Annotated in this window: 20 protein-coding genes; 5 read left to right on the top strand and 15 right to left on the bottom strand. The window is 56.1% G+C overall.

Features of this window, described 5'->3' with window-relative positions; translation table 11 throughout:
* Positions 1-44: 44 nt before the first annotated feature.
* From brnQ (CK911_RS13770) to CK911_RS13780, 3 genes are all read right to left on the bottom strand, one after another.
* Positions 45-1322 (bottom strand): branched-chain amino acid transport system II carrier protein, encoded by a 1278-nt coding sequence (gene brnQ / locus CK911_RS13770; protein ID WP_253860327.1) that lies wholly within the window; start codon positions 1320-1322, stop codon positions 45-47.
* Positions 1323-1789: 467 nt separating this feature from the next.
* Positions 1790-3052 carry a branched-chain amino acid transport system II carrier protein gene (gene brnQ / locus CK911_RS13775; RefSeq protein ID WP_042019446.1) on the bottom strand — a complete coding sequence of 421 codons (1263 nt, stop codon included), beginning with the start codon at positions 3050-3052 and terminating at the stop codon, positions 1790-1792.
* 236 nt (positions 3053-3288) lie between these two features.
* A complete protein-coding gene (locus CK911_RS13780) occupies positions 3289-3999 on the bottom strand; it encodes a tRNA1(Val) (adenine(37)-N6)-methyltransferase (protein WP_098970621.1) in 711 nt (236 codons plus the stop codon).
* 118 nt (positions 4000-4117) lie between these two features.
* On the opposite strand from CK911_RS13780, the gene srmB reads away from it, so the two are divergent.
* Positions 4118-5341 carry an ATP-dependent RNA helicase SrmB gene (gene srmB, locus CK911_RS13785; RefSeq protein WP_042019443.1) on the top strand — a complete coding sequence of 408 codons (1224 nt, stop codon included), beginning with the start codon at positions 4118-4120 and terminating at the stop codon, positions 5339-5341.
* A gap of 75 nt (positions 5342-5416) precedes the next feature.
* Here srmB and CK911_RS13790 read toward each other — a convergent pair whose 3' ends face one another.
* The 5 genes from CK911_RS13790 to rnr all read right to left on the bottom strand — a co-directional run bounded on the left by CK911_RS13790 (position 5417) and on the right by rnr (position 12388).
* Positions 5417-7045 carry a methyl-accepting chemotaxis protein gene (locus CK911_RS13790; RefSeq protein ID WP_098970623.1) on the bottom strand — a complete coding sequence of 543 codons (1629 nt, stop codon included), beginning with the start codon at positions 7043-7045 and terminating at the stop codon, positions 5417-5419.
* Positions 7046-8043: 998 nt separating this feature from the next.
* Positions 8044-8508, bottom strand: coding sequence for a GNAT family N-acetyltransferase (locus CK911_RS13795; protein WP_098970625.1), 465 nt, complete (start codon positions 8506-8508; stop codon positions 8044-8046).
* 190 nt (positions 8509-8698) lie between these two features.
* A complete protein-coding gene (locus CK911_RS13800; protein WP_098970627.1) occupies positions 8699-9271 on the bottom strand; it encodes a Crp/Fnr family transcriptional regulator in 573 nt (190 codons plus the stop codon).
* Positions 9272-9275: 4 nt separating this feature from the next.
* On the bottom strand, positions 9276-10025 hold the full coding sequence (gene rlmB / locus CK911_RS13805; RefSeq protein WP_068977609.1) for a 23S rRNA (guanosine(2251)-2'-O)-methyltransferase RlmB: 750 nt from the start codon (positions 10023-10025) through the stop codon (positions 9276-9278).
* Positions 10022-12388 (bottom strand): ribonuclease R, encoded by a 2367-nt coding sequence (gene rnr / locus CK911_RS13810; RefSeq protein ID WP_098970630.1) that lies wholly within the window; start codon positions 12386-12388, stop codon positions 10022-10024. Before rnr ends, rlmB begins: the two co-directional genes overlap by 4 nt.
* A gap of 133 nt (positions 12389-12521) precedes the next feature.
* Here rnr and CK911_RS13815 point away from each other — a divergent pair, with 133 nt between their 5' ends.
* A complete protein-coding gene (locus CK911_RS13815; RefSeq protein WP_068977607.1) occupies positions 12522-13544 on the top strand; it encodes a GGDEF domain-containing protein in 1023 nt (340 codons plus the stop codon).
* A 119-nt stretch (positions 13545-13663) separates the two neighbouring features.
* Here the strand turns inward: CK911_RS13815 and ompA are convergent, their stop codons facing one another.
* Together ompA and CK911_RS13825 are read right to left on the bottom strand one after the other, a co-directional pair.
* A complete protein-coding gene (gene ompA / locus CK911_RS13820) occupies positions 13664-14698 on the bottom strand; it encodes a porin OmpA (protein ID WP_098970632.1) in 1035 nt (344 codons plus the stop codon).
* A gap of 265 nt (positions 14699-14963) precedes the next feature.
* Entirely contained in the window at positions 14964-16001 is a 1038-nt protein-coding gene (locus CK911_RS13825) for an SGNH/GDSL hydrolase family protein (RefSeq protein WP_098970634.1), read from the bottom strand.
* A 254-nt stretch (positions 16002-16255) separates the two neighbouring features.
* Between CK911_RS13825 and CK911_RS13830 the strand changes: the two genes are divergently transcribed.
* The gene (locus CK911_RS13830; RefSeq protein ID WP_068977604.1) at positions 16256-16642 is read left to right on the top strand and encodes a YgiW/YdeI family stress tolerance OB fold protein; all 387 of its coding nucleotides are present in this window, start codon (positions 16256-16258) and stop codon (positions 16640-16642) included.
* A 74-nt stretch (positions 16643-16716) separates the two neighbouring features.
* Here CK911_RS13830 and mltC read toward each other — a convergent pair whose 3' ends face one another.
* From mltC to mutY, 3 genes are all read right to left on the bottom strand, one after another.
* Positions 16717-17820 carry a membrane-bound lytic murein transglycosylase MltC gene (gene mltC, locus CK911_RS13835; protein WP_098972679.1) on the bottom strand — a complete coding sequence of 368 codons (1104 nt, stop codon included), beginning with the start codon at positions 17818-17820 and terminating at the stop codon, positions 16717-16719.
* Between the two features lie 125 nt (positions 17821-17945).
* Positions 17946-18218, bottom strand: coding sequence for an oxidative damage protection protein (locus CK911_RS13840; RefSeq protein WP_098970636.1), 273 nt, complete (start codon positions 18216-18218; stop codon positions 17946-17948).
* 8 nt (positions 18219-18226) lie between these two features.
* Positions 18227-19279, bottom strand: a complete 1053-nt coding sequence (gene mutY / locus CK911_RS13845; RefSeq protein WP_098970639.1) for an A/G-specific adenine glycosylase — start codon at positions 19277-19279, stop codon at positions 18227-18229.
* A gap of 237 nt (positions 19280-19516) precedes the next feature.
* Here mutY and CK911_RS13850 point away from each other — a divergent pair, with 237 nt between their 5' ends.
* Positions 19517-20755, top strand: a complete 1239-nt coding sequence (locus CK911_RS13850; protein WP_098970641.1) for a multifunctional CCA addition/repair protein — start codon at positions 19517-19519, stop codon at positions 20753-20755.
* Between the two features lie 128 nt (positions 20756-20883).
* On the opposite strand, the gene CK911_RS13855 is transcribed toward CK911_RS13850, so the two are convergent.
* Positions 20884-22482, bottom strand: coding sequence for a BCCT family transporter (locus CK911_RS13855; RefSeq protein ID WP_098970643.1), 1599 nt, complete (start codon positions 22480-22482; stop codon positions 20884-20886).
* 9 nt (positions 22483-22491) lie between these two features.
* Positions 22492-23019: a hypothetical protein gene (locus CK911_RS13860; protein ID WP_042019426.1), complete on the bottom strand. Its 528-nt coding sequence runs from the start codon at positions 23017-23019 to the stop codon at positions 22492-22494.
* Between the two features lie 160 nt (positions 23020-23179).
* Here CK911_RS13860 and CK911_RS13865 point away from each other — a divergent pair, with 160 nt between their 5' ends.
* Positions 23180-23653: a MarR family winged helix-turn-helix transcriptional regulator gene (locus CK911_RS13865; protein ID WP_042019425.1), complete on the top strand. Its 474-nt coding sequence runs from the start codon at positions 23180-23182 to the stop codon at positions 23651-23653.
* Positions 23654-23712 lie beyond the last annotated feature (59 nt).

Here is a 23712-nt window from a genome sequence, read left to right on the forward strand (position 1 = left end):
AGGCCAGCATATGCGGGCCTCTTTGCTATTCAATGGACTCGGGATCAGGCAACTTCGGCGGCCAATTTCTCGCTCGGGCGGACCACAATGCCTACCACGCAAGCCAGCAGGGTCGGCATCAGCCAGGCTAGGCCCTGGTCAAACAGCGGCAGGAAGGAAAACGCATCCATCTTCATGCCGGCAGCACCCAGACCATCCAGGCAACCAAACAGGAAGGCAACCACCAGCACCGCACGGAACACCAGACGAGGACGACCAAAGTAGCCTTTCAGGAAAGTGACCAGCACCAATGCCACGGCAACCGGATAGATGGCTACCAGCACCGGAATGGAGAGGCTGATCAGCTGACTCAGCCCCACATTGGCGACCAGCGCACAGAGTGCCCCCAGCAACATGACCCAGTTGCGATAGGCCCAGCCAGTCAGGCCGTGGAAGTAGTCTGCGCCAGCACAGAGCAAGCCCACCGCGCTGGTAAAACAGGCCAGGGTGATGATGGCAGCCAGAATGAACTGACCCGGTTGACCAAACAGGCTCAGCACATAGGCATTGACGATGGCGCCGCCATTACTGATATCGCTCGCCACCCCACCGGCGCTGTTGCCCAGCTGAAAGAGCGAGACGTACACCGCCGACAACCCGACCGCCGAGATCAAACCCGCAATGGTGAGGTATTTGAACTGACTGCGATAATCCTCTATCCCCTTCTGGCGTAGCAAACCGATGATCAGGGCGCCAAACATCAGGGAGGCAAGGGTATCCATGGTGTTGTACCCCTCCAGCATCCCCTTGGTGAGCGGCGCACTGATGTACTCACCGCTGGCATCGGGCATGGTGCCCTGCGGCGCCATAAAGACCCCGACTGCCAGAATGAGCAGCATCGCCATCAGGGCCGGAGTCAGGTACTTACCGATAGCATCGAGCAGCTTGCCGCGATCGAGTGACACCAGGATCACCAGCGCAAAGAAACTCAGGGTATAGATCAACAGCCCCTCATGACCGGCATCCCCGAGCCAGGGCTTGAGCCCCATCTCGTAGGCGACCAGACCGGTGCGGGGAATGGCGAAGGCGGGCCCCATGATGATGTAGATGGTGATGGCCAGCGCCGTCGCCGCTCCGGCGGGCAGATAGCGGGTCATCCCGGTCCAGCCGCCCGCGCCGCCCCCCGAGCTCCCCTTGGCCACCGCAATCAGGGTGATCAGCGGCAAGCCCACCGCCGTCAGCAAAAAGCCGCACATGGCGGCCAGCAGATGCTCACCGGCCATGAAACCGGCCAGCGGCGGAAAAATGATATTGCCTGCCCCCAGATAGAAAGCAAACGTCATAAACCCCAATCCGAATACATCGGACAACTTCAATGATTTCGTCAAACCCAACCTCATCTGCCTTATCAGCTTGTTATTGATTGCACCCACTGCCTGGCAGATAACCGGTAACAATACCTCTGGCGCCCATTCGGCCCGCAGACCGGATGAGGCGTGCCACCTTTAGCATAAAGAAGAGGAGTTCGATCTCAATCACCAAGTAATATCTTGAAACAATTTACCCAAGCAGAATTAATCACCGAACGGCTCGGCTATCCCGCAACGGATAGCGCCCCGAACGTGCAGGATGAGAGGTGAGAACAGGCAGCAGAGGAGCGGAAAGGACGCAAGCGGGTAGCAGCGGCTGGTCAGGTGCGATCTGCACACAGTGACCGTCACGGCGGTGCCAACCGCAGTGCAGCAGCGAGACTGGCAGAAAACAAAAGAGCCTGCACGGGGCAGGCTCTTGGCAACATCACATCAGGTGATCAGGCAGCTTCGGCGGCCAATTTCTCGCTCGGGCGAACCACCATGCCTACCACGCAGGCCAGCAGGGTTGGCATCAGCCAGGCGAGGCCCTTGTCGAACAGCGGCAGGAAGGCAAACGCATCCATCTTCATGCCGGCAGCACCCAGACCATCCAGGCAACCAAACAGGAAGGCAACCACCAGCACCGCACGGAACACCAGACGGGGACGCCCGAAGTAGCCTTTCAGGAAAGTGACCAGCACCAATGCCACTGCAACCGGATAGATAGCAACCAGCACCGGGATGGAGAGGCTGATCAACTGGCTCAGACCGACGTTGGCAACCACGGCGCAGATCACCCCCAGCACCACCACCAGCTTCTTGTAACTCATGCCAGTGAGATTATGGAAGAAGTCGGAACAGGCGGAGATCAGACCCACTGCGGTAGTGAAGCACGCCAGGGTGATGATGGCGGCCAGGATCAGTTGGCCGGGCTGACCAAACAGGCTCAGCACGTAGGCGTTGACGATAGCGCCACCGTTGCTGACATCGGTTGCCACGCCAGCAGCGGTATTACCCAGACGGAACAGGGAAACGTACACCACGCACAGACCAATGGCAGAGATGAGGCCAGCAATCGCCAGATACTTGAACTGGCTCTTGTAGTCGTTGATCCCTTTCTTGCGCAGCAAGTCGACAATCAGGGCGCCGAACATCAGGGACGCCAGTGTGTCCATGGTGTTGTAGCCTTCCAGGATCCCCTTCACGAACGGGCTGTTCTGATAGTCACCGGACGCATCAGGCATAGTGCCCTGCGGCGCCACGAATACCCCGACCGCCAGGGTCAGCAGCAGCAGCATCAGAACCGGCGTCAGGTATTTGCCGATGGCGTCCATCAGCTTGCCCTGGTTCATGGAGACCAGCATGGCGATACCGAAGAAGACCACAGTGTAGGCAGCCAGACCCGCCTGGCCCATGTCACCGATAAAAGGCTTGAGGCCCATCTCGTAGGCAACCAGACCGGTACGGGGCGCAGCAAAGGCCGGGCCAATGATGATATAGATGGCAACGGCCAGCGCGGTGGCGATACCGGTAGGCAGCAGTTTGGTCATGCCAGCCCAGCCATTGCCCGCTTTGGCCACGGCCAGAATGGTCACCAGGGGCAGGCCCACGGCGGTGACCAGGAAGCCAAACATCGCCAGAGAGAGGTGCTCACCGGCCATGTAACCGGCCAACGGCGGGAAAATGATATTGCCAGCGCCCAAGTAGAAGGCGAAGGTCATAAACCCCAATCCGAGTACATCGGACAATGTGAGTGATTTCGTCAAGTTGAACCTCGTCTGTCTTGTAAATTATTGCTTGTTATAGTTTTTATCGGTCACTGACCGGGTGTGTTCAGGGGGGATAAAAAAAGAGCCCCGCGTGTTTTTTCATCACAACCAGTGGTTTTAGCTGGTCTGGAGCGGGCGCTCGATCTGGAACCAGCATAATGGCGTGAAAAAATAGTTCAAGACGAAATTTACATCTTCAAATAGTAGGGGCTGGTCAGATGGATATATCTGTCGGAATAGCATCCATCAGCAGAATGGATCACAATCTCCCCCCTCTCACACCTGTTTAATCCTCTGCCAAGTAGCAATAAAACGCGATTTGCCTCTTTACCCTCTCTGGTGATAACAGCTGTATAACAAATCCCATACAGATCATAATTCGCCGAGATGCATAAAATTTCATCGGCCATGGCCGTGGGGATCACCAATGCAACTCGCCCGACCGGAGTAAGCAAACGATTGCAGGCCGCCAGTAATCCGTGGCTGTCGAGGGCGCCGGTATGGCGGGCCAGCGCCCGCGCCGGATCGCTAAATGACTGGCCTGCCACAAAATAGGGGGGGTTGGAGACGATGAGATCGTAGGGTTCACCCTGATAATCCTGAATAGCGCGCTCGATAATCGCGACTCGCTCGGCCCAGGGTGATGCCGCCACGTTCTCTCTTGCCTGGGCCGCTGCATCCTTATCCAGCTCCACTGCATCGATGAAGCAGTCAGATATGCTGCGCTGAGCCAGCATCAGAGCGATCAGACCACTGCCAGTGCCAATATCGAGCACCCGGCGCGCCTGTTCGACCGGCGCCCAGGCACCGAGCAAAATGCCATCGGTGCCCACCTTCATGGCGCAGCGATCGTGGTTGATATGGAACTGTTTGAAGGTAAATCCGCGGCTACGCCCCATCTGGCCCCCGTCATCAGTGAAAATGGTGGGCGATTATAGCGGCTAAGCCACACTCGCCATAGGAGCCGACGAGATAATCGCCTATAATCTGCCGTTTCCTTAATGACCGAGTATTGCCATGAGCCAGTCCTTTGATGATTTCGACCTGAATCCCGCCCTCAACCGGGCCTTGGCCGAGATGGGATTCACCCGCCCCACCACCATCCAGCAGATGGTGCTGGAGCCAGCCCTGGACGGCCGCGATATTCTGGCATCCGCTCCAACCGGTACCGGCAAGACAGCCTCCTTCCTGCTGCCGGCGCTCCAGCATCTGCTGGACTTCCCGCGCCGCAAGCCGGGCCCATGCCGTATGCTGATCCTGACCCCGACCCGCGAGCTGGCACTGCAGGTGACCGCCCACGCCAAGGCGCTGGCGGCCCACACCAACCTCAGCATCGAGACCATCATCGGCGGCGTCAGCCATGATGAGCAACTGCCTGCCCTGACCAAGACCACGGATATCGTAGTGGCCACCCCGGGTCGTCTGCTCGAGTACATCGAGAAAGAGGAGTTCGAGAGCCACGACATTGAGGTGCTGGTGCTGGATGAAGCGGACCGTATGCTGGACATGGGCTTTATCAAGGATGTAAACCGCATCGTTGCCGAGGCGCGCTACCGCAAGCACACCATGCTGTTCTCCGCCACCCTGGAAGGGGCGGGTCTGGAGCGATTCGCCAACGAGATCCTCAACAACCCGGTCGAGCTGCACGCCGAGCCGCCGCGCAGCGAACGCCGCCCGATCACCCAGTGGGTGCATCTGGCCGATGACGCCGCCCACAAGCTGGCCCTGCTGATCCATATCCTCAAAGATCCGGAAACCCAGAAGGCGATTGTCTTCGTCAGAACCCGTGAGCGTCTGGCTGAGCTCTCTGGTCAATTGCAGGCTGCAGGCATCTCCTGCGCCTGGATCCGTGGCGAGATGGAGCAAAGCAAGCGCGTCGAGTCGATCCGCAAGTTCCACGCCGGTGAAGTCCCCTTCCTGGTCGCCACCGATGTCGCCGCCCGCGGCATCGATCTGCCCAACGTCAGTCATGTCATCAACTATGACATGCCCTATGGCACCGATGTTTACGTGCACCGGATCGGCCGCACCGGCCGCGCTGGCAACCGTGGCTGCGCCATCAGTCTGGTCGAAGCCCACGATATGGCCATCGTCGCCAAGATCGAACGCTACACCGAAGAGCGCCTCAAGCGCCGGGTGATCGACTCCCTGCGTCCCAAGCACAAAGAAGCGCGGGTGCCGGTGAAGAAGAAAAAGCCAAAAGATGGCAAGAAGAAGACCGCAAAGAAGAAAAAGAAGTAATTATCACTGCGTGCCTTCCCTGCCATAGCAAAACGGCCATCCCTCGGGATGGCCGTTTTTGTTAATACCAACAGCTTACACTTTGAAGCGACCGACCATTTCGTGCAGTTGGGTGGCCAAGTGATTCAGGTCATTACAAGCCTGAGCCATCTGGGTTGCGCCGGTTGCCACCTCTTCCGAGGCGTTGCTGATGTTGACCACGTTGCGGTTCAACTCTTCACTTACCGCCCCTTGCTCTTCCGTTGCGGTAGCAATCTGGATATTCATGTGGGAAATACTGCCAACAGCACCGCTGATCTCGGCAATCGCACTACCGGCATCGCGAGCAGTTTCAACGGTGGAGCTCATCATGCTCTGGCTTTGTTGCATAGTGACACCTGCCTGCTCGGCCCGTTGTTGCAGCTCTGCAATAATGCTGTTGATCTGGGTTGTGGAATCCTGAGTTCGTTTCGCCAGCGTTCTGACCTCATCAGCCACCACGGCAAAACCACGGCCCTGTTCTCCAGCTCGCGCCGCCTCAATCGCTGCGTTGAGTGCCAGCAAGTTAGTCTGTTCGGCAATACCGCGAATGACATCCAGAACAACACCGATATTACGGCTGTCATCTCCCAGCTGATTGATGACGGAAGCTGTGCTCTCTATTGCAGAAGCGACCTGCTCAATCTGCAGAATAGACTCTTGTACGGTACTGGAACCGTGTTCGGCCCGCTGACTTGCTGTTCCCGCTGATGATGCTGCATCGCTAGTGTTACGCGAGACCTCCTGCACGGTAGCCTGCATCTGGTTCATCGCCGTCGCCAACTGATTCAGCTCATGTTGCTGGGCATTCATATTGCTGGCGGATTGACTGGCAACCGCACTGATCTCTTCAGCTGCGGAACTCAACTGGACGACCGAACCGGAGACTTCACTGACCAGGGTGCGCAGGTTACCCTGCATATCACCAAATCCTTTTGCCAGTGTACCCAGCTCATCGTTGGAGAAGTGGGTCATATCAAGACGAGCAGTCAAATCTCCCGCAGCAACCTTGCGGGTTTGATCCAGCAGGGACATGACCGGATTGCGGATCTGGCGGATTAGGAAGTTGGCCAACATGATTACAAACAGCACCACCAGCACACCAATCACGACGCCTAACTGGCGCCCCTCCTTGAACACCTTTGTTGTTTCATCGTTGTATGCTTGTGCGACCTCAGCATTGATATCGCTCAAGCGCTGAAGACTGACCATAAGTGAGTTGTAAGTGTCGAGCGTCTCTCCCAAATTCAGGCGTAACGCTAATTCAATCTCACCACGCCGAATCGCAGCAGCAAAATTGTCATGCAGAGTAAAATAGCGTTCGGCAGATTGCATGACGGCCCGGTACACAGCCTCCTCTTCCTGAGTAGAAAAAGCGAGAGCACCATACTGTTTGGCGCGATCCAGGAAGGTCTCTTGAGCCTTTTTAAATAACCGTTCGTTATCCTCGTAACCGTCCCTTCCCATCAAGGCATGAGACAGGTCATATCTTCTTGCCTCACCTAACTCCAACCTCATTCGTGAAAGATGACGAATAGACATAACCAGATTATCGTTAATTTCATCGGTCGTGCTATTGAGCTGGGAAAGTTGGGAAAGCAACATCCATATAACTCCCACCATAGCGAGAACGATGATCGCAAAACCTGCACTTAACTTTTGAGCTATTGACATATTTTTTAACATTGTTCACATCCTTATACTGATACATCTGAGTGCTCAGTACTCTTTTACATACATCCTACGTATCATCACGCTAGCTTCATAGCGTCCCTATTTGCACAAGACAAGATCTTGTACTTTGGCCTAACCGATTTCCGGCTATAGCATCGGGTCACAGGCTGAAATATGGTGAGAGAATTGGTGTGTTGCCAACCTAAATATTGTGGTCTGACAAGTATCAGCAACATTAATTTGCGACTGAAAAATTAATATGTAAATAAAGAGATATACATAATTCTCATTAACAAAAACCACCCTCCTGGATACACCCTTTTACCAGTGCACTTAAATAATCGACAATTAAACATATCGACCACCCAATCAGGTAACTTGAGAAAAAAGACAAAAATAAATTCACATATTTATGCGAGCGGACTAGTTACATTTTGTCATGTTTAGCAATATTCAGGTAGTGCTGATGAAGCGACCCATCGGGGGCGGGAGGTGGTGGTGCATCAACGATAGGTCAAAAAGCAAACAACCTGACTAGCTTTCATGTATCAAATGCCTTGATGGATAGAATAAAGGAAAGGGGTCAAGTACAGCTATACTATTGAAAATGGCATGCCATATGATGACTACCCATTGATATCATCGAGTAGATTGTCATTTTTTATGAATTAATTATCATGAGCATCGCGTGGCGCTGAATGAGAACCATGGAAGGAATAGCAGTGGTAACACTCCTGGTTTTGTGTGTAACTATTTTATTTAACCAAAAACAGGGGTTCTGTAGAGAGCAAATTAAATGAGTGAAAAAGAGATATTAACACGACAAGAACAACAACACCCCAGTAATGACAAACACCACAATAAATCTGTGTCATGCTCGATGGACTTTTTACTTTATAAAAATATGAGATAAAAAAACTCCCTGATCATAGGCAGCAGGGAATTATTATTAGGCCGACTACATATTATTCACAAATACGTTGTAGCTTTTGTGTGGTGGAAACTCCAGCTCAGCAACGGGCTTTCAACAGCTTGCGCATCCCGATATGGGGAATATCGTCTTCGATATAACCTTCCCCTTCAGCCACAAAGCCGTGCTGACCGTAGAAGCCCTGCAGATGGGCTTGGGCGCCGAGCCAGATACTGTGGGCCGGCCAGCGCGCCTCGCTCGCGTTCACCGCTTCACCAATTAACTGATGGCCGAGACCGCCGCCTCGCGCTTGGGGTGAGGTCACGACCCGACCAATCGCAGTGCCGGTCTCGTCACCGATGCCCGGCGCCATGATCCGGGCGTAAGCGGCCAGCTGCTCACCCTGATAACCAAGCAGGTGCCAGACCCCCTCGCGGCGATCCAACCCATCCAGGTCCTGGAAGGGGCAGGTCTGCTCCACCACGAACACCTCGGCCCGCAGTGCCAGCAACTCGTACAACTCATCAGTGGTCAGCTCGGACCAGGGTTTCAGGATCCAGTTCATTGGCAACTCCTTATCAATTCGGCCTGCCAGCATAATCGGGCGTATCCGCGCTGGCATTAACCTTGGTTAAGTTCTTTCCGCCGTTGGCGAATGCGGCTCAGGCTGACCGGCAGGCGTGATGCCAAGACCAACAGAGTGAGAGGTTTGAAATCGGGTGGCGACACTGCCCCCTAATGGCGAATAGGCGACATTAATCCTTGTTAAGCGCTTTCAGCCGCTTGCGAATGCGACTAAGACTGATGGGGGTGATGCCAAGATAAGCGGCAATCTGGTGATCCGGCACTCTGGCGGCCAGCCCGGGGAAACATTGCAAGAAGTGTTGGTAGCGAGCCTGCGGACTCCCGGTCAACAGCAGCAGCTCTTTCTCCTCTTTGATACGCAGTTGCACGGCAAGCAAGTGCTGATACCAGCCTGACCAACAGGGAAGCTGGCGCAGATCCGTCAGCAGGAAGATCTGCAGGCGGCAGGGCTCCAGCGCCTCCACGCTATAGCGCGCGGGCTCACCACTGAGCAGGTGATGGAAGTCGAGAAACTCGTCCCCCTCCCAGTAAAACTCCTTGATGTACTCGCGCCCATCCGCCAGCACCACCTTGGCCCGCAGCAGCCCCTGCTCCACCCTGACCAGCAGATCTGGGCTGTCACCGGCGTGCCAGAGGCAGGATCTGGGGGCAAGGGTCAGCGAGCGGGCAAAAGAGAGGAGGCGCGTGGCCTCCTGCTCTTCAGTGACCTGCGCCCAACTAAAGGGGGGTCTGTCGGTCATCATGACACTAGCTGCGACGCTGACGAACGGCTTCGAACAGGCAAACGCCAGTGGCCACCGATACGTTGAGGCTGGATACCGCCCCCGCCATCGGAATGCTAACCAGTTCATCGCAATGTTCGCGAGTCAGGCGGCGCATCCCTTTGCCTTCAGCACCCATCACCAATGCCATCGGGCCAGTCAACTTGGCCTGATAGAGGTCGTGATCGGCCTCACCCGCAGTACCAACCAGCCAGACACCGCGATCCTGCAACTCACGCAGGCTGCGGGCCAGGTTGGTCACCTGGATAAGCGGCACCACTTCGGCGGCGCCGCAAGCGACTTTGCGCACCACCGACGTCAGGCCGCTGGCCTTGTCACGCGGCACGATCACCGCATGGACTCCGGCCGCATCGGCACTACGCAGGCAGGCACCGAGGTTATGCGGGTCGGTCACCCCATCCAGCACCAGCAGGAAAGGCTGGGCTTTTTGTTCTACCAGGCTGTCCAGCAAGCTGGCCAGATCGTGCTCGGCCAGCTTGGGGGCCTCAATCACCTTGGCCATAATGCCCTGGTGATTGTTACCTTCCGCTTTGTCATCAAGGGTCTTGCGGTTCACGCCCTGCACCTTGAGACCGAGGGATTCCAGCTCGGTCAACAGCGGTTGCAGCCGGTCATCATCGCGTCCCTTGAGGGCCCACACCTCGATGAAACGCTCCGGGGTGCGCTCAAGCAGCGCAGATACAGCGTGAATGCCGTAGATCAGTTCAGTACTCATTTCGTGCTCTTGGCCTTATCGCGAGCATTTTTGCTCGGTCGTCTGTTGCTCGGTTTGGCGCGGCTACCCTTGTCGGATTTGCCGCTATCCTTGCCCTCTTTGCGTTTATCGTGACGCTGGCCAGCCTTGGCAGGCTTGCGCACCACCTCTTTGCCATCCTTGCCGGTGAGTGGAGCTTCCACCATCACGAAGTCAATCTTGCGATCGTCCAGGTTGACGCCCATCACCTTGACGCGCACCTTGTCACCCAGACGATAGCGACGGCGGAAATTCTCGCCGATCAGCTGCATGTGCAGGGGATCAAACTGGTAGTAGTCGTTGGTGAGGGTGCTGACATGGACCAGACCATCGATGTGGATGTCGGCCAGGCGAACAAAGAAGCCAAAACCGGTGACGCTGGCAATCACGCCATCGAACTCGTCACCCACATGATCCAGCATGTACTCGCACTTGAGCCAGTCAGCAACATCGCGAGTTGCATCGTCGGCACGCCGCTCGGTCATGGAGCAGTGCTCGCCCATCGGGTCCACTTCTTCCAGCTGGTAGTGATAACCACCGCTCGGGGTCCACTTGTTGCGCAGGTTGCCCTGTTGCTCCTTGGCCGTCTGATACTTGATGGCGCGGTGCAGGATCAGGTCGGGGTAGCGACGGATCGGCGAGGTAAAGTGCGCGTAGGACTTCAATGCCAGCCCGAAGTGGCCGATGTTGTCAGCCTGATAGATGGCCTGACGCATGGAGCGCAGCAGCATGGTAGATAGCAGCTCCGCATCCGGGCGCCCTTCAAACTTGGCAGCCAGCTCGGCAAAGTCCTTCGGCTCGGGCTCCAGGCCACCCTTAAGCTCCAGACCCAACTCGGCCAGGAAGTCACGGAAACCGGTCAGACGCTCTTCGCCCGGACGATCGTGCACCCGGAACAGGGCTGATGCTTCGTTCTTTTCGATGTAACGGGCAGCTGCCACGTTCGCCTGGATCATGCACTCTTCGATGATCTTGTGAGCATCGTTACGCACCAGTGGCACTATCTGGTCGATCTTGCGCTGGGCATTGAAGATAAAGCGAGTCTCTTCGCTCTCGAACTCCACCGCTCCGCGCTGATGACGGGCATGCTTGAGCGCCTTGTAGAGCGTGTTGAGCTCTTCGATATGGCCCACTAGCGGATCATATTGCTGACGCAGTTTCGCATCGCCATCCAAAATCGCGGCGACCTTGCTGTAAGTCAACCGCGCGTGGGAATTCATCACCGCTTCATAGAACTTGTAACCGGACATGCGGCCAGATGCGGAGATAGTCATCTCGCACACCATGCACAGACGGTCAACTTGCGGGTTCAGGGAGCACAGACCGTTGGAGAGCACCTCCGGCAACATGGGCACCACGAACTCGGGGAAATAGACGGAGTTGCCGCGCTGATAGGCTTCGGCATCCAGCGCTGTGCCAGGCTTCACATACGCAGAGACATCGGCAATGGCAACCCACAGGCGCCAGCCGCCACTGCGTTTGGCTTTACAGAAGACCGCATCATCGAAGTCGCGGGCATCTTCACCATCTATGGTCACCAGCGGCAATGCACGCAGATCGATACGACCCTCTTTGGCTTTCTCTGGCACCTGCTCGCCCAAGCCAGCAACCTCTTTGGTCACCTCTTCAGGCCAGGTATGCGGGATGCTGTGAGTGCGCAAGGCGATCTCAATCTCCATCCCCGGTGCCATATTTTCGCCCAGCACATCCAATACAGAACCGACTGCATTGCTGCGGGAGGTGGCGCGCTGGTTGATGCGCACCACCACCACCTGGCTCTGGCGAGCACCTTTATTCTCACCTTCCGGGATGATGATGTCCTGACCGATACGGCTGTCATCCGGCACCACGAAACCAACGCCATTTTCGACGAAGTAACGGCCGACAATGTCTGCCTCACGGGACTTGAGCAGGCGCACCAGACGCGCTTCCTGACGACCCTTGCGGTCAATCTCGGTCGGTTGCACCAGCACATAGTCGCCATGCATCAGGCGCTGCATCTCGCGGTTGTTCAAAAAGAGATCAGGTCCACCACCTTCCGGGCGCAGAAAACCGAAACCATCTTTGTGGCCAAGTACAGTGCCTTTGACCAGATTCAGACGATCCGGCAAGGCGTAGCATTGGTTACGAGTGAATACCAGTTGTCCATCACGCTCCATGGCACGCAGACGACGGCGCAACGCTTCCAGCGGCTCTTCATCGGTCAGTTTGAGGGCCTTGGCCAACTCTTCCCGAGACATGGGCTTTTCGTGGCCCTTGATGAGTTCCAGCAGCATCTCGCGACTGGCGATGGGATTTTCGTATTTTTCGGCCTCGCGTTGGAGGAAAGGATCTTTTTGAGACATAAGCAGGCCTTAGGGTAGGTAGTAACCCAGACATTATATCGAAGGGGGGGCGAATGGCATCCATCGACTGCCTTTTGGCCAATCTCTCTGTCATACTGAATCAAGTTTGCTGGCATGATGAGACCAATAACTCATGAGTAAGGATACTTTTGCCCAATCCGCCGCCTATCTCAAACAGGCGGTTCCCTTGATGATCAAGTACCAGATACCCACGACGCCGGACAATTACCACCTGTGGTACAGCTATGTCTCGGCCAGCATGCCCGAGCTAAATAAAGCCATTGATCTCGCCGTCAAACAGCAGGGTACCTGCTCTCTGGTCACCTGTGAGCGGCTCTATCATCAGCATCTCGCCGACCAGGATGAGAAACAAATCGAGGCGATAAAGCTCAATCTGGCTGCCATGGCCAATGAAATCGGTCACTCCATGCAAGATGCCATCTCAGATACCGGGATGTTTCAGGAGATGCTCGACAAGAGTTTTGGCCGACTCAGCCAGATCGATGAGCAAGGGTTGAGCCTGGAAGACACCATGGCTATCCTGCGGGATCTGGTGCGCGAATCACGGGATGTGCGGATGTCGACCATGCACTTTCGCAACCAGATCAGTAATGCTGAAAAAGAGATCAAAGAGCTGCGCGAGGCACTCAACGAAACCCGCAAGCTGGCCAATGAGGATGCTCTGACCTCCCTGCTTAATCGGCGTGCTTTCGATCTCGAGATTGAAGGACTGATCCGCAGCCAGCAGCCTTTCTCGCTGATCCTCGCCGATATCGACCGCTTCAAAAATTTCAATGACGAATATGGCCACCTGCTGGGTGATCAGGTACTGCGTGCGTTTAGCAAGCGACTGCGAGATGCCTGTCAGGAGGGGGTTAGCGCTTATCGGATCGGCGGGGAGGAGTTTGCCATGCTGGTCCCCCATCGCACTCTTGCCCTGGCCAGACAGATGGCTGAGAGCATGCGCCGCGCCGTCGAGCGGATGTCGATCCTCGATCGTAAATCGGGCCGCCGCATCGATCACATCACAGCGTCATTCGGGGTAGGTGAGTTTAATCGCCAAGAGAACGCAGACTGCCTGGTTGAGCGCACCGATAAATTGCTCTACAAGGCCAAGGAGCTCGGTCGTAATCGGGTAATGCCGCTGCCGTCCTGACCCAGCATACCTAGCCCAGCGCAATGAAAAGGCCAGTCAGATAATCTGACTGGCCTTTTTGCATTTCACGACCAACGAGGCGGCCTTGTCACCGCCCCGTAAGGAGCTGGATCAGCAGATTATTGCTGAGCCTCGGCAACCCCTTCCACCTTCACTTCAACGCGACGATCCGGTGCCAGGCAGACAATCAGCTCACGCTTGGAATTGCTGACACAGCTGTCGCCGGTAACCGGTGAGGATTTACCACGCCCTTCCACATTGATCTTGGCGGCCGGGATCCCTTTACCAACCAGATAGTTGGCAACGGTCTGGGCACGCTGCTCGGAGAGTTTCTGGTTGTAGGCATCAGAGCCGATACGGTCGGTATGCCCGATCACGGTTGCCACACCATCCTTGGGTCGCGCTTCTTCAATCTGGCCGTAAAGGGTATCCAGCGCCTGACTGGCCTGCGGCTTGAGGGTTGCCTTATTGAAGTCAAACAGCACATCCGAACTCAGGGTGAACTGCTTCTCAACCATCACCGGCTCGGGTGCCGGTACAGGAGCAGGCACAGCAGCAACCGGCGCGACCTGGCCAAAGCGATAGACGGCGCCCACAGAGAGCAGGCCATTGTCCATACGCAACCCGGTATTGTCTCGGCTGCCGTACGGAGTGGTGTATTGATATTCAAGACGGGCGGCCCAATCACGATTGAAGGCATATTCAGCACCCAGAGCGCTGACAAAGTTGAACCGGCCATCCCCCCCTTTCAGGTCACTGTTAGCAGCAGCATAACCGCCGCCGATACGTCCGTACAGGTCAAGGCTATCAGTTACAGGGAAGCCCAGCTTCAAGGACAAATGGATTAGCTGAGCCTGAACTTCATCTTGAAATACAGCCCCCGTGGCAGAGCGGGCATCATATTTGTATTTACCCAGATAATCGAAGCCATACTCGATACCCAGGTTCTTGTTAACCTGATAGCCGGCAAATACACCAGCCCCCAGGGCATCATTGGTCTCATTACCGAGGGTAAAACTGTTGCTTTCATCAATGCCATAAAAATTGGACCAACCCAGTTTGGCACCGCCATACCAGGTGTTGTCTTGACCGGCAGCCTGGGCATTGGCCGCCAGCAAGCCGGTAACTAGCAAGGTAATCAATGATTTTTTCATGTTTGAGCCTCTGCAACTTTATGTAGGAGGAGGTTGATTGATATCACCTCGTCTTATAGGTGCAACCACCCAAAAGCGATCGCAGCATATCAACGTTAGCCTATTTTCAAGTCACTGATATCAATTAACAAACAACACTCTAACGCAACCACGTTACAAAAACAGCAACAGACGTTTGTTATTCGAACTGAATGTGACGAAAAAAGACGCACAGATGAGGACGAATAGGAGAAAAAGGCCAGCAACATGCTGGCCCGAAGCGATATCAGTGACGAACAAACTCGTAGTGCTGATCGATAAAGTCTGCAACACGCTGGCTCAGTACCTTGTGCACCGTCTTGGTCGGATGCACCTGGTCCCAGAACATATGCTCATCGCAGTTGAGGGTCGCAGCTCGCCCTTTTGCCTGCCCACTCACCACCGTCTGCGCCAGGATCGGGTTACCGGCAATAGCCACTCTTTCGGAGACACTTAAAGCTGGGGTCGCAGCCACCTCGGCGGCGCTGCCGGTGAACGGCTTCCACGTATAGCCACCACCGTAGCAGGCGTGTTCTGTGTCACTCAGCCCGAACAGCTGGGGATCGCGCATCATCTCGTCAAACTGCTTGTCCACTTCGAACAGCTTCACGATGCCGAGGGGAGCCAGCTCGCGAGTGAGATTTTGCAACCGCTGGTTGTGGTAACTGGCCACATGGCGCACCTTCTCCACCACCTTCATGCTGCGGGCTGACGGTGTCTGCCCCAGATCCGGGATGTTAAACAGCAGGATCTGCCGGGCGCCGTTGAGCACCAACCGGTTGGATGCCAGCCGGATGGTATCGATCACCCGATCAGCATCCCGCTCGGTGTTCCAGCCATAGGCCAGATAGTCGTTGGCACCGACCCAGATCACCACCAGATCATCGGGGCGGAACTTGTCCTTTTTCAGGAACTGATCGATCTCGTAATCTAGATTGTTGATCACCTGATATTTGGGATCCCAGGACCAGAAACCAAGCCAGCCGTTCAGGGCGCCCAGATGGTTATAGGCCACCGCGGTTGCACCGCCTTCCGCCTCGTTGGCCACGACCAGACCGGGAAAACGCTGGTCACCCAGCTGCTCCAGCCACACCGGGCCATTGCTGAAGCGCCCGTTGAAGTAGGGTGGGCTGGAGGGGAGATACCCCCGCATCTTCTTGTACATCTTGCCGGTGTCGGAGAGGCTGTCACCAAACATCACAACCCGGGAAAAAGGCTGGCGTCCCTCCGCCGCTTGCGCGGTCAATGCCATTAACCCCAATAAACAAACAAGCCATTTTTTCATATTGTTATGCTCTTCGATTAAGCAGGTGAGACCTGCGGACTTCCCCTCGAATGGCGACAAGCATGGGAAGAGTCTGCCGCCACTGACTTCTGGTGAAGGCGACAGATTACAGTTCCAGATGAAATCACACATGTTCCATCACCGATGAAATCGCTTGCGCTCACAAAACAGACAATCACATCCCCTGCTCGCTTTCACGCTTGTTTCACGTCCCGCGCGGCACAATGCCCTCATACCAACGACAGGAGTATGAAATGAACAAGGCAAGCGCAAGCGTAATCGGACTGTTGACCCTGATGTCTGTCTCCTCTTTTGCCATGGCGGCCTATACCGGCCCGCAAGAGCAGAACAAGGTCTCCGTCGCTCAACTGAAAGATCTGGCCGATGACAGCTGGGCCACGCTGGAAGGAAAACTGGTCAAGCATCTTGGCGGCGAGAACTATCTGTTCCGCGATGCCAGTGGTGAAGTGGAGGTCGAAGTGGATCAGGATGTGTGGCGCGGTACCGAAGTAGGCCCGGATGATCTGATCCGCATCCGTGGTGAAGTGGACCACAGCTGGAACAAGACCGAAGTGGAAGTTAAAACCCTGGATAAAGTGGGCGCGGCCCCGCAGACCAAGGGCGGCTTTATCGCCAAATAAGGCGCAACAACCTGCAATTAGGCCAGACGTAAAAAGGGCGCTTGATATCAAGCGCCCTTTTGCGTTGGCTCTGGTTAACCGGCACGTCCAACATAGGAGCGTTTGAAGCCTTTCTCGGCCTGATCAACCTTGTAAAGATAACGCCGTGCTTCTGCTTTCGGGTGCTGCTCGGTCAGCACCTGGTAGACAGCTTCTGGCGAGAGCCGGTTTATCTTGCCAGGCGCAGCCTTGCGATCCCGCGAGAAGGTGTTGAGCACCCCACCCGCACCACCGTTGTAGGCTGAAATCACCGCATAGCGACGGGAACGGGGATCCTCGATATCCACCAGATAGACCGTCTGCAGCAAATGCAGATAAGCGGTGCCGACATCAATGTTGTAGGCCGGATTAAACAAGTTCTCCCGGGTTGGTTGACCACTCTTGCCCTTGACCCGCTGGTAGACATCTCGTCCTGCTGTGGCAGGAATGACCTGCATCAGGCCATAAGCGTTAGCGTGGCTCACCGCATAGGGGTTGAAGCTGCTCTCTGTTTTGATCACCGCATAGATCAGGCTCTCGGGCACCTTATATTTACGGGATGCATCACGAATGATGTTTGCATACTTGTAGCCCCGCTTATCCTCATGGTTTGCCACCATCGGAATATCCACGAAGAATATGGTGCGGATCCCCAAGGTACGCTTTTTCATTGCCGTACTAAGCAGGTAGTCGGCATAACGCTCGGCACGCCAGTCAAAACGGATCGGCTGACCCAGATTGTCCAGCACCTGACCATAAAGGAACGGCTCGCCACCGGGGACGATTTCACGGTCAGAGTAAAGATCCACTTCCGCCGGGTCATCCGGTGTCAGCAAGGTCTCAATGATGGCGCGGCGTAAATGAGCCCGCGGATCCACGCTGGATACCGTCTCCACCATGATATGACCACTGGAAAAGTCGATATGCGCCCGGCTTTTGTACTGATCCGTGTATTTGACGTAGTCAAACTTGCCGGCAAACAACGCCTCCCGCCCCCATATTTCGTTCACGTTATGGGAGAGTGCACTAATCATGTGTTCAAAACCGCGAATGTCCTTGCCGTTGACCAGATCGTCACCCTCGCTCCCGTTGGGCTTGGGAGAAGACGAACAGGCAGAGAGAAACAACAAGGTACACAGCAGCCAAAAAATTCGGCCCATAAGATCCTCAAAACGGGCGGACACGCCGCCCATCATTCATTTGTTGCAAACTGGAAGAAGTATCATCGCCAACAGTCACATGGGGCAATGCCTGCCCCTGTTCACATGTACCACAGCTGCACGGCTTACTGGCTGGGAGGGGTATAACCGTCGATCTCTACTTCACCGGCATCAAACAGGTAGCTGACCATCTCTTTTTCCAGCAACTGACGATGATCAAGATTCATCATGTTGAGCTTCTTCTCGTTGATCAGCATCACCTGCTTCTTCTGCCATTCGGCCCAGGCTTCCTTGCTGACGTTGTCAAAAATACGCTTGCCGAGCTCACCGGGATAGAGTTGAAAATCCAGGCCCGGGCCCTCTTTTTTCAAGCGTTGGCAAAATACAGTACGGCTCATGTTGACCTCTATTGTTGTAACTCTGGATAGGCAAGCAGACGGGCAGTGGCGGCCGCCAACCCTACCTCGGCAGGATGGCGTAAGTTATACCAGAGTCGGTGATCGCCTTCCATGAGCCGCAGCGCCGGTGCACTATCTATCTCGATCAGCAAAGGCTGAATATCGAGGTGGAAATGGCTGAAAGTGTGGCGAAAACCGGCCAATTCCCGATAACCGTGGTGCGCCAGCCCCAGACTTGCCAGCAGACCATCCAGCTCGGCTAGCGAGGCCACCTGCGGGAAGCAGTAGAGCCCGCCCCAAATCCCCTGCGGCGGCCGCTTCTCCAGCAGCAGCTCATCGCCATGGCGGATCAGCAGCATGATGCCGTCGCGGGCCGGAATACTCTTCTTGGGCTTGCTGTTCGGGTAGGCGGTGGGGTTGCCTTGCGACAAGCCCTGGCAATCGGCCCGCACCGGACAGCGATCGCAGGCGGGCTTGCTGCGAGTGCAGATGGTGGCGCCGATATCCATCATCGCCTGGTTGTAGTGCGCCACGCCCAGCTTGGGAGTTAACCGGATGGCGATCTCCCACAGCTCGTTTTCTACCTGTTTCTGACCGGGCCAACCCGGCAGCGCCAGCCAGCGGGTGAGCACCCGCTTCACGTTACCATCGAGAATGGCGTGGGGCTGACCGAGGGAGAGCGACAGCACGGCACCGGCGGTGGAGCGGCCAATCCCCGGCAAGGCCATCACCTCGTCAAACTGCTCGGGAAAGAGGCCATGGTGGTGATCGCGGATCTGCTGGGCCGCCTTGTGCAGGTTGCGGGCCCGAGCGTAGTAACCAAGGCCGGTCCAGTGGTGCAACACCTCATCGATGGGGGCATCGGCCAGCGCCACCACATCGGGGAAGCGCGCCATAAAACGCTGGTAATAGGGGATCACGGTGGCGACCTGGGTCTGCTGCAGCATGATCTCCGAGACCCAGACCCGATAAGGGGTCTTCTCCTGCTGCCAGGGCAGACTCTTGCGGCCATGGAGCTGGTACCACTCCAGCACCCGGCTTGCGAAGGTTGATTGATTCACGTTGTTCTCATGTCGTTGATATAAGGGGAACTCTGCGGTTCCTTCGGCTCATCTGGCCTGCTCGGGCATAACGCAATCCCACAGCACAGAGCCAGCTGTCTGGGGCGGCAGCGTACGGCCTCGTCACGCCCAAGTCAAAGCCGCGCTGACTGGCGCTGCGGGCTGGTGGTGGTCAAGCAGCAAAGCGGTAACAAAGACGATATACTCGGCCCCACGATTGATGACGGGAGAGACGGTTTGCAGACTTATCTGGTTGGGGGCGCAGTGCGGGATCGCCTGCTGGGATTGCCGCAGGGCGACAGGGATCATCTGGTAGTCGGCGCCACCGTGGAACAGATGCTGGCACTGGGTTTTACCCAGGTCGGTCGCGACTTCCCGGTGTTTCTTCACCCCAAAACCCAGCAGGAGTATGCCCTCGCCCGCACCGAACGCAAACAGGGTCAGGGCTACACCGGTTTTGTCTGCCATGCCGCCCCCGATGTGACCCTGGAGCAAGATCTGCTGCGCCGGGACCTCACCATCAACGCCATCGCCGAGGATGATCAGGGCCAGCTCCATGATCCCTACGGTGGTATTGAGGATTTGGAAAAACGGCTGCTACGCCACGTCTCCCCCGCCTTTGCCGAAGACCCGTTGCGCATCCTGCGGGTAGCGCGCTTCGCCGCCCGCTTCCACGCTCAGGGCTTTGCCATCGCGCCACAAACCCTTGCCCTGATGAGCGAGATGACGGCCGCTGGCGAGCTGGCCCACCTCACGCCGGAGCGGGTCTGGAAGGAGCTGGAAAAAGTGCTGCTGGGACCAACCCCGCAGATCTTCTTCGAGGTGTTGCGCCAGTGCGGCGCCCTCAAGGCGCTGTTCCCCGAGATTGATGCCCTGTTTGGCGTCCCCGCCCCGGCCAAGTGGCACCCGGAGATCGACACCGGCATCCACACCCTGATGGTACTGGAGCAGGCGTGCCGGATCTCCCCCGAGCTGACGGTGCGCTTTGCAGCCCTCTGCCACGACCTTGGCAAGGGGATCACCCCCAAAGAGTTCTGGCCAAGCCATCATGGTCACGGCCAGAAGGGGCTGCCGCTTATTCGCGCCCTGTGCGAGCGGTTCAGGGTACCCAACGAGTGCCGGGATTTGGCGTTACTGGTAAGCGATCTGCACACCCAGCTCCATATCGCGTTCGAACTCAAGCCAGCCACCCTGCTCAAGGTGTTCGACAAGGCCGACGCCTGGCGCAGACCGGAGCGTTTTGCGCAGTTACTTGATACCTGCCGCGCCGACTTCCATGGTCGCACCGGTTTTGAGGAGCGGGTCTACGCCGAACCCGATTATGTGGCCGAGGCGCTGGCCGCCGCTCAAGCGGTGCCGGTGAAAGAGATAGTGGCCGCAGGCTTTAAAGGAGAAGAGATCAAGGAGCAGCTGGCCAAAAAGCGGACCGACGCCATCAGTCGGGTCAAGGATGAGTGGACCTTTATCGAAGAGTAACATCGGCCCCATAACAGACGGCCGCCCTGATGATGAGCTCCGCAAGGAGAGCATCGCCAGGGCGGCCGTTTTGCATCCAGGTTTACATCTCACGTTTACATATGAAGAGGCGCCCCTTGGTGCTGCCGTTATGCCGGACCAATGCGATCCAGCAGGCTCATATGGGATGAGCCATCGTGGCGCTTCAGATTCTGGCGGTACTCAAACTGGCGCTGGCTCTCCTGCTTGAGCCCCAACATCAGCGAGTAACACATCGCCAGCATGATCACCGAAAAAGGCAACGCGGCGATAATACTGGCCGCCTGCAGGGCCGCCAATCCACCAGAGAGCAGCAAAATGGCCGCGACCAGCCCCTGTCCCAAACCCCAGATTGCCCGATGCAACACAGGTGGATCCTGATCGCCAATGGAGAGCAAGGTGGTGATGACCAGGGTGCCCGAGTCACTGGAGGTAATGAAGTAGGTACAGATCAGCAAGGTCAGCACCCCTTTGGCAATCCAGCCCAAGGTCCCCCAGTGCAGCAACTCCACCGTCTGATAGAGCGCCAGGGTGACATCCTGATTCACCGCAGCGACCACACCGCCACCGCCAAACAGCTCCAGATTCATCGCCGTACCGCCGAATACGGTAAGCCAGAACATGCCGAGCAATGAAGGCACCAACAACACGCCGAGCACGAACTCACGAATGGTTCGCCCCTTGGAAATGCGGGCAATAAACATGCCGACAAACGGTGCCCAGGCGATCCACCAGCCCCAGTAAAACGCCGTCCAGCTCGACTGCCAGGCCGAGGTGCCGTTGGCTTCTGAGTTGGTCCAGAAGCTCAATTTGACGATGTTTTGCAGGTAATCACCGATGTTCTGCACATAGGAGTTGAGGATATAAATTGTGGGCCCCAGCACCAGAAAGAGCGCCAGGACGAACACGCTCAGCCAGATGTTGAGCTCGGAGAGCAGCTTGACCCCGCGCCCCACACCAGAGACCGCCGACAGAGTGGCGATAAGACTGATCCCGCCAATCAACCAAAGCTGGTTCGACTGCGATACCGCCATGCCAAACATCTGATTCAGACCGGTATTCATCTGTGCCACGCCAAGGCCAAGAGAAGTAGCCACCCCGAATACAGTACCAAACACCGCCAGTACGTCGGCTGCATGGCCCCAGAAGCCGTAAATGCGATCGCCGAGGATTGGGTAGAGCACCGAGCGGATCGCCAGTGGTAACTTGCGGCGATAACTGAAGAAGGCCAGCGACAGGCCAACGATCACATAGATGGCCCAAGGGTGCAGCCCCCAATGAAAGAAAGTGAGGCGCATGGCGACCTGGGCCGCCTCGGGTGTCATTCCTTCGGTGATAAAGGGATTGCCCTGCAGGTGATTCATTGGCTCGGCAATGCTCCAGAACACCAGACCAATCCCCATACCGGCACTAAAGAGCATGGAGAACCAGGCAAAGTAACCGAACTCCGGTACCTGGTCGTCGTCACCCAACCGGATGCTGCCAAAACGGCTGAACATCAGGTAGATAGCGAAGAACAGGAACAGGGCGACCAGCAAAATGTAGTACCACTTGAACCCGGCAATAATCTGATCCTTGGCACCGGTGAACCAGGCCGCAGCGGTCTCGGGGACAAATACGCCAAACAGCAGAAACAGAGTGATCACGGTGAGGGCCGTCATGGCCATTGTGGGGTTGAGGCCTTTTAGTAGCCCCTTGGTTGCTATCATCAGGCCTCCTTAGTCGTTGTTGAAAAACTCTTCACCCACATGATCACCGGCACCACCAATGGCGCGATAGACCAGCTTGCCGGTGGCCAGCTCACGATGATCCACCAGGGTGACCGAAGGCTGGCCATTCACTGCATGGCGCTTGCCGAGGAAAATGGCCATCGGCACGCCGACATTGGAGATGCCACTGGTGATCCAGAGCCGGTTGAAGTCATAAGAGCCACCGATAAACTCCAGTTGGGCCAGTCCGGTATCAAGACCGGTCAGGTAGAAGTTCATCGCACTCTCGTCAGGAAAGAGGTGAACCAGCACATAGGCATAGCGCAATTCGTTCACCAACTCCTTTAGGTTGAAATGACCTGTCTCACTACAGGAGAGCGGCAGTTCACCATCGTAGTGGTGTACCTTCAGGGTGTTGGGATCTTCTTCATAAGCGGGTTGATAGCGTACAAAAGCCGAGGTATCTGGCAGTTCATAGCGAACTCTTACTATTTTTAACCCATTAACCAGGGCCTTCATATCAAGCTCGTTCATCATGGTCTATTCCTAAAATGTCAGGTCTAACACTGCGAAGAGTCGGCTAACCTAACACAAAATTACTTTGAACATAAACCATTAGAGTAATAACGACATTGACCTTTTGATCGGTCAGGAGCAAAATTTTGCTCCTTTCAATCCCCGCAATGATTCAGAACCCATGGAAAAACATGATGAAGTGCTGGTTGCGCTGCGCCAGATTATTCGAGCTATCGATATGCACTCCAAGCGCTTGATCAAAGAAGCTGGCCTCACCTCACCCCAACTGTTATTGCTCAAAGGAATAAATGAATTGGGGCAGATCTCCATGCGGCAACTGGCCGATCACACCAATATGAGCCAGGCCACCGCCACCACCATCATGGATCGGCTGGAAAACCGTCAGCTGGTGCAGCGTATTCGCAGCGAGACCGACAAACGCAAAGTGCATGCCACCCTAACTGATGCCGGTCGTGTGCTACTGGCCCAGGCACCGACACCACTGCAGGAGCGTTTCGTCCAGCGATTTCATGCTCTCGAAGCCTGGGAGCAAAGTCTGCTGCTCTCTTCACTACAGCGGATCTCCGTCATGATGAATGCCGATGAAATCGATGCCGCCCCCGTGCTGAGCGTCAGATCGCTCACCGAAGAGTAGTAAGCAGAGCACCTTGTTCAGGCACAAAAAAAGCTCCCGTTCGGGAGCTTTTTGGTATC

The organism is Aeromonas sp. CU5, assembly GCF_002586745.1.
Classification (GTDB): Bacteria; Pseudomonadota; Gammaproteobacteria; order Enterobacterales; family Aeromonadaceae; genus Aeromonas; species Aeromonas sobria.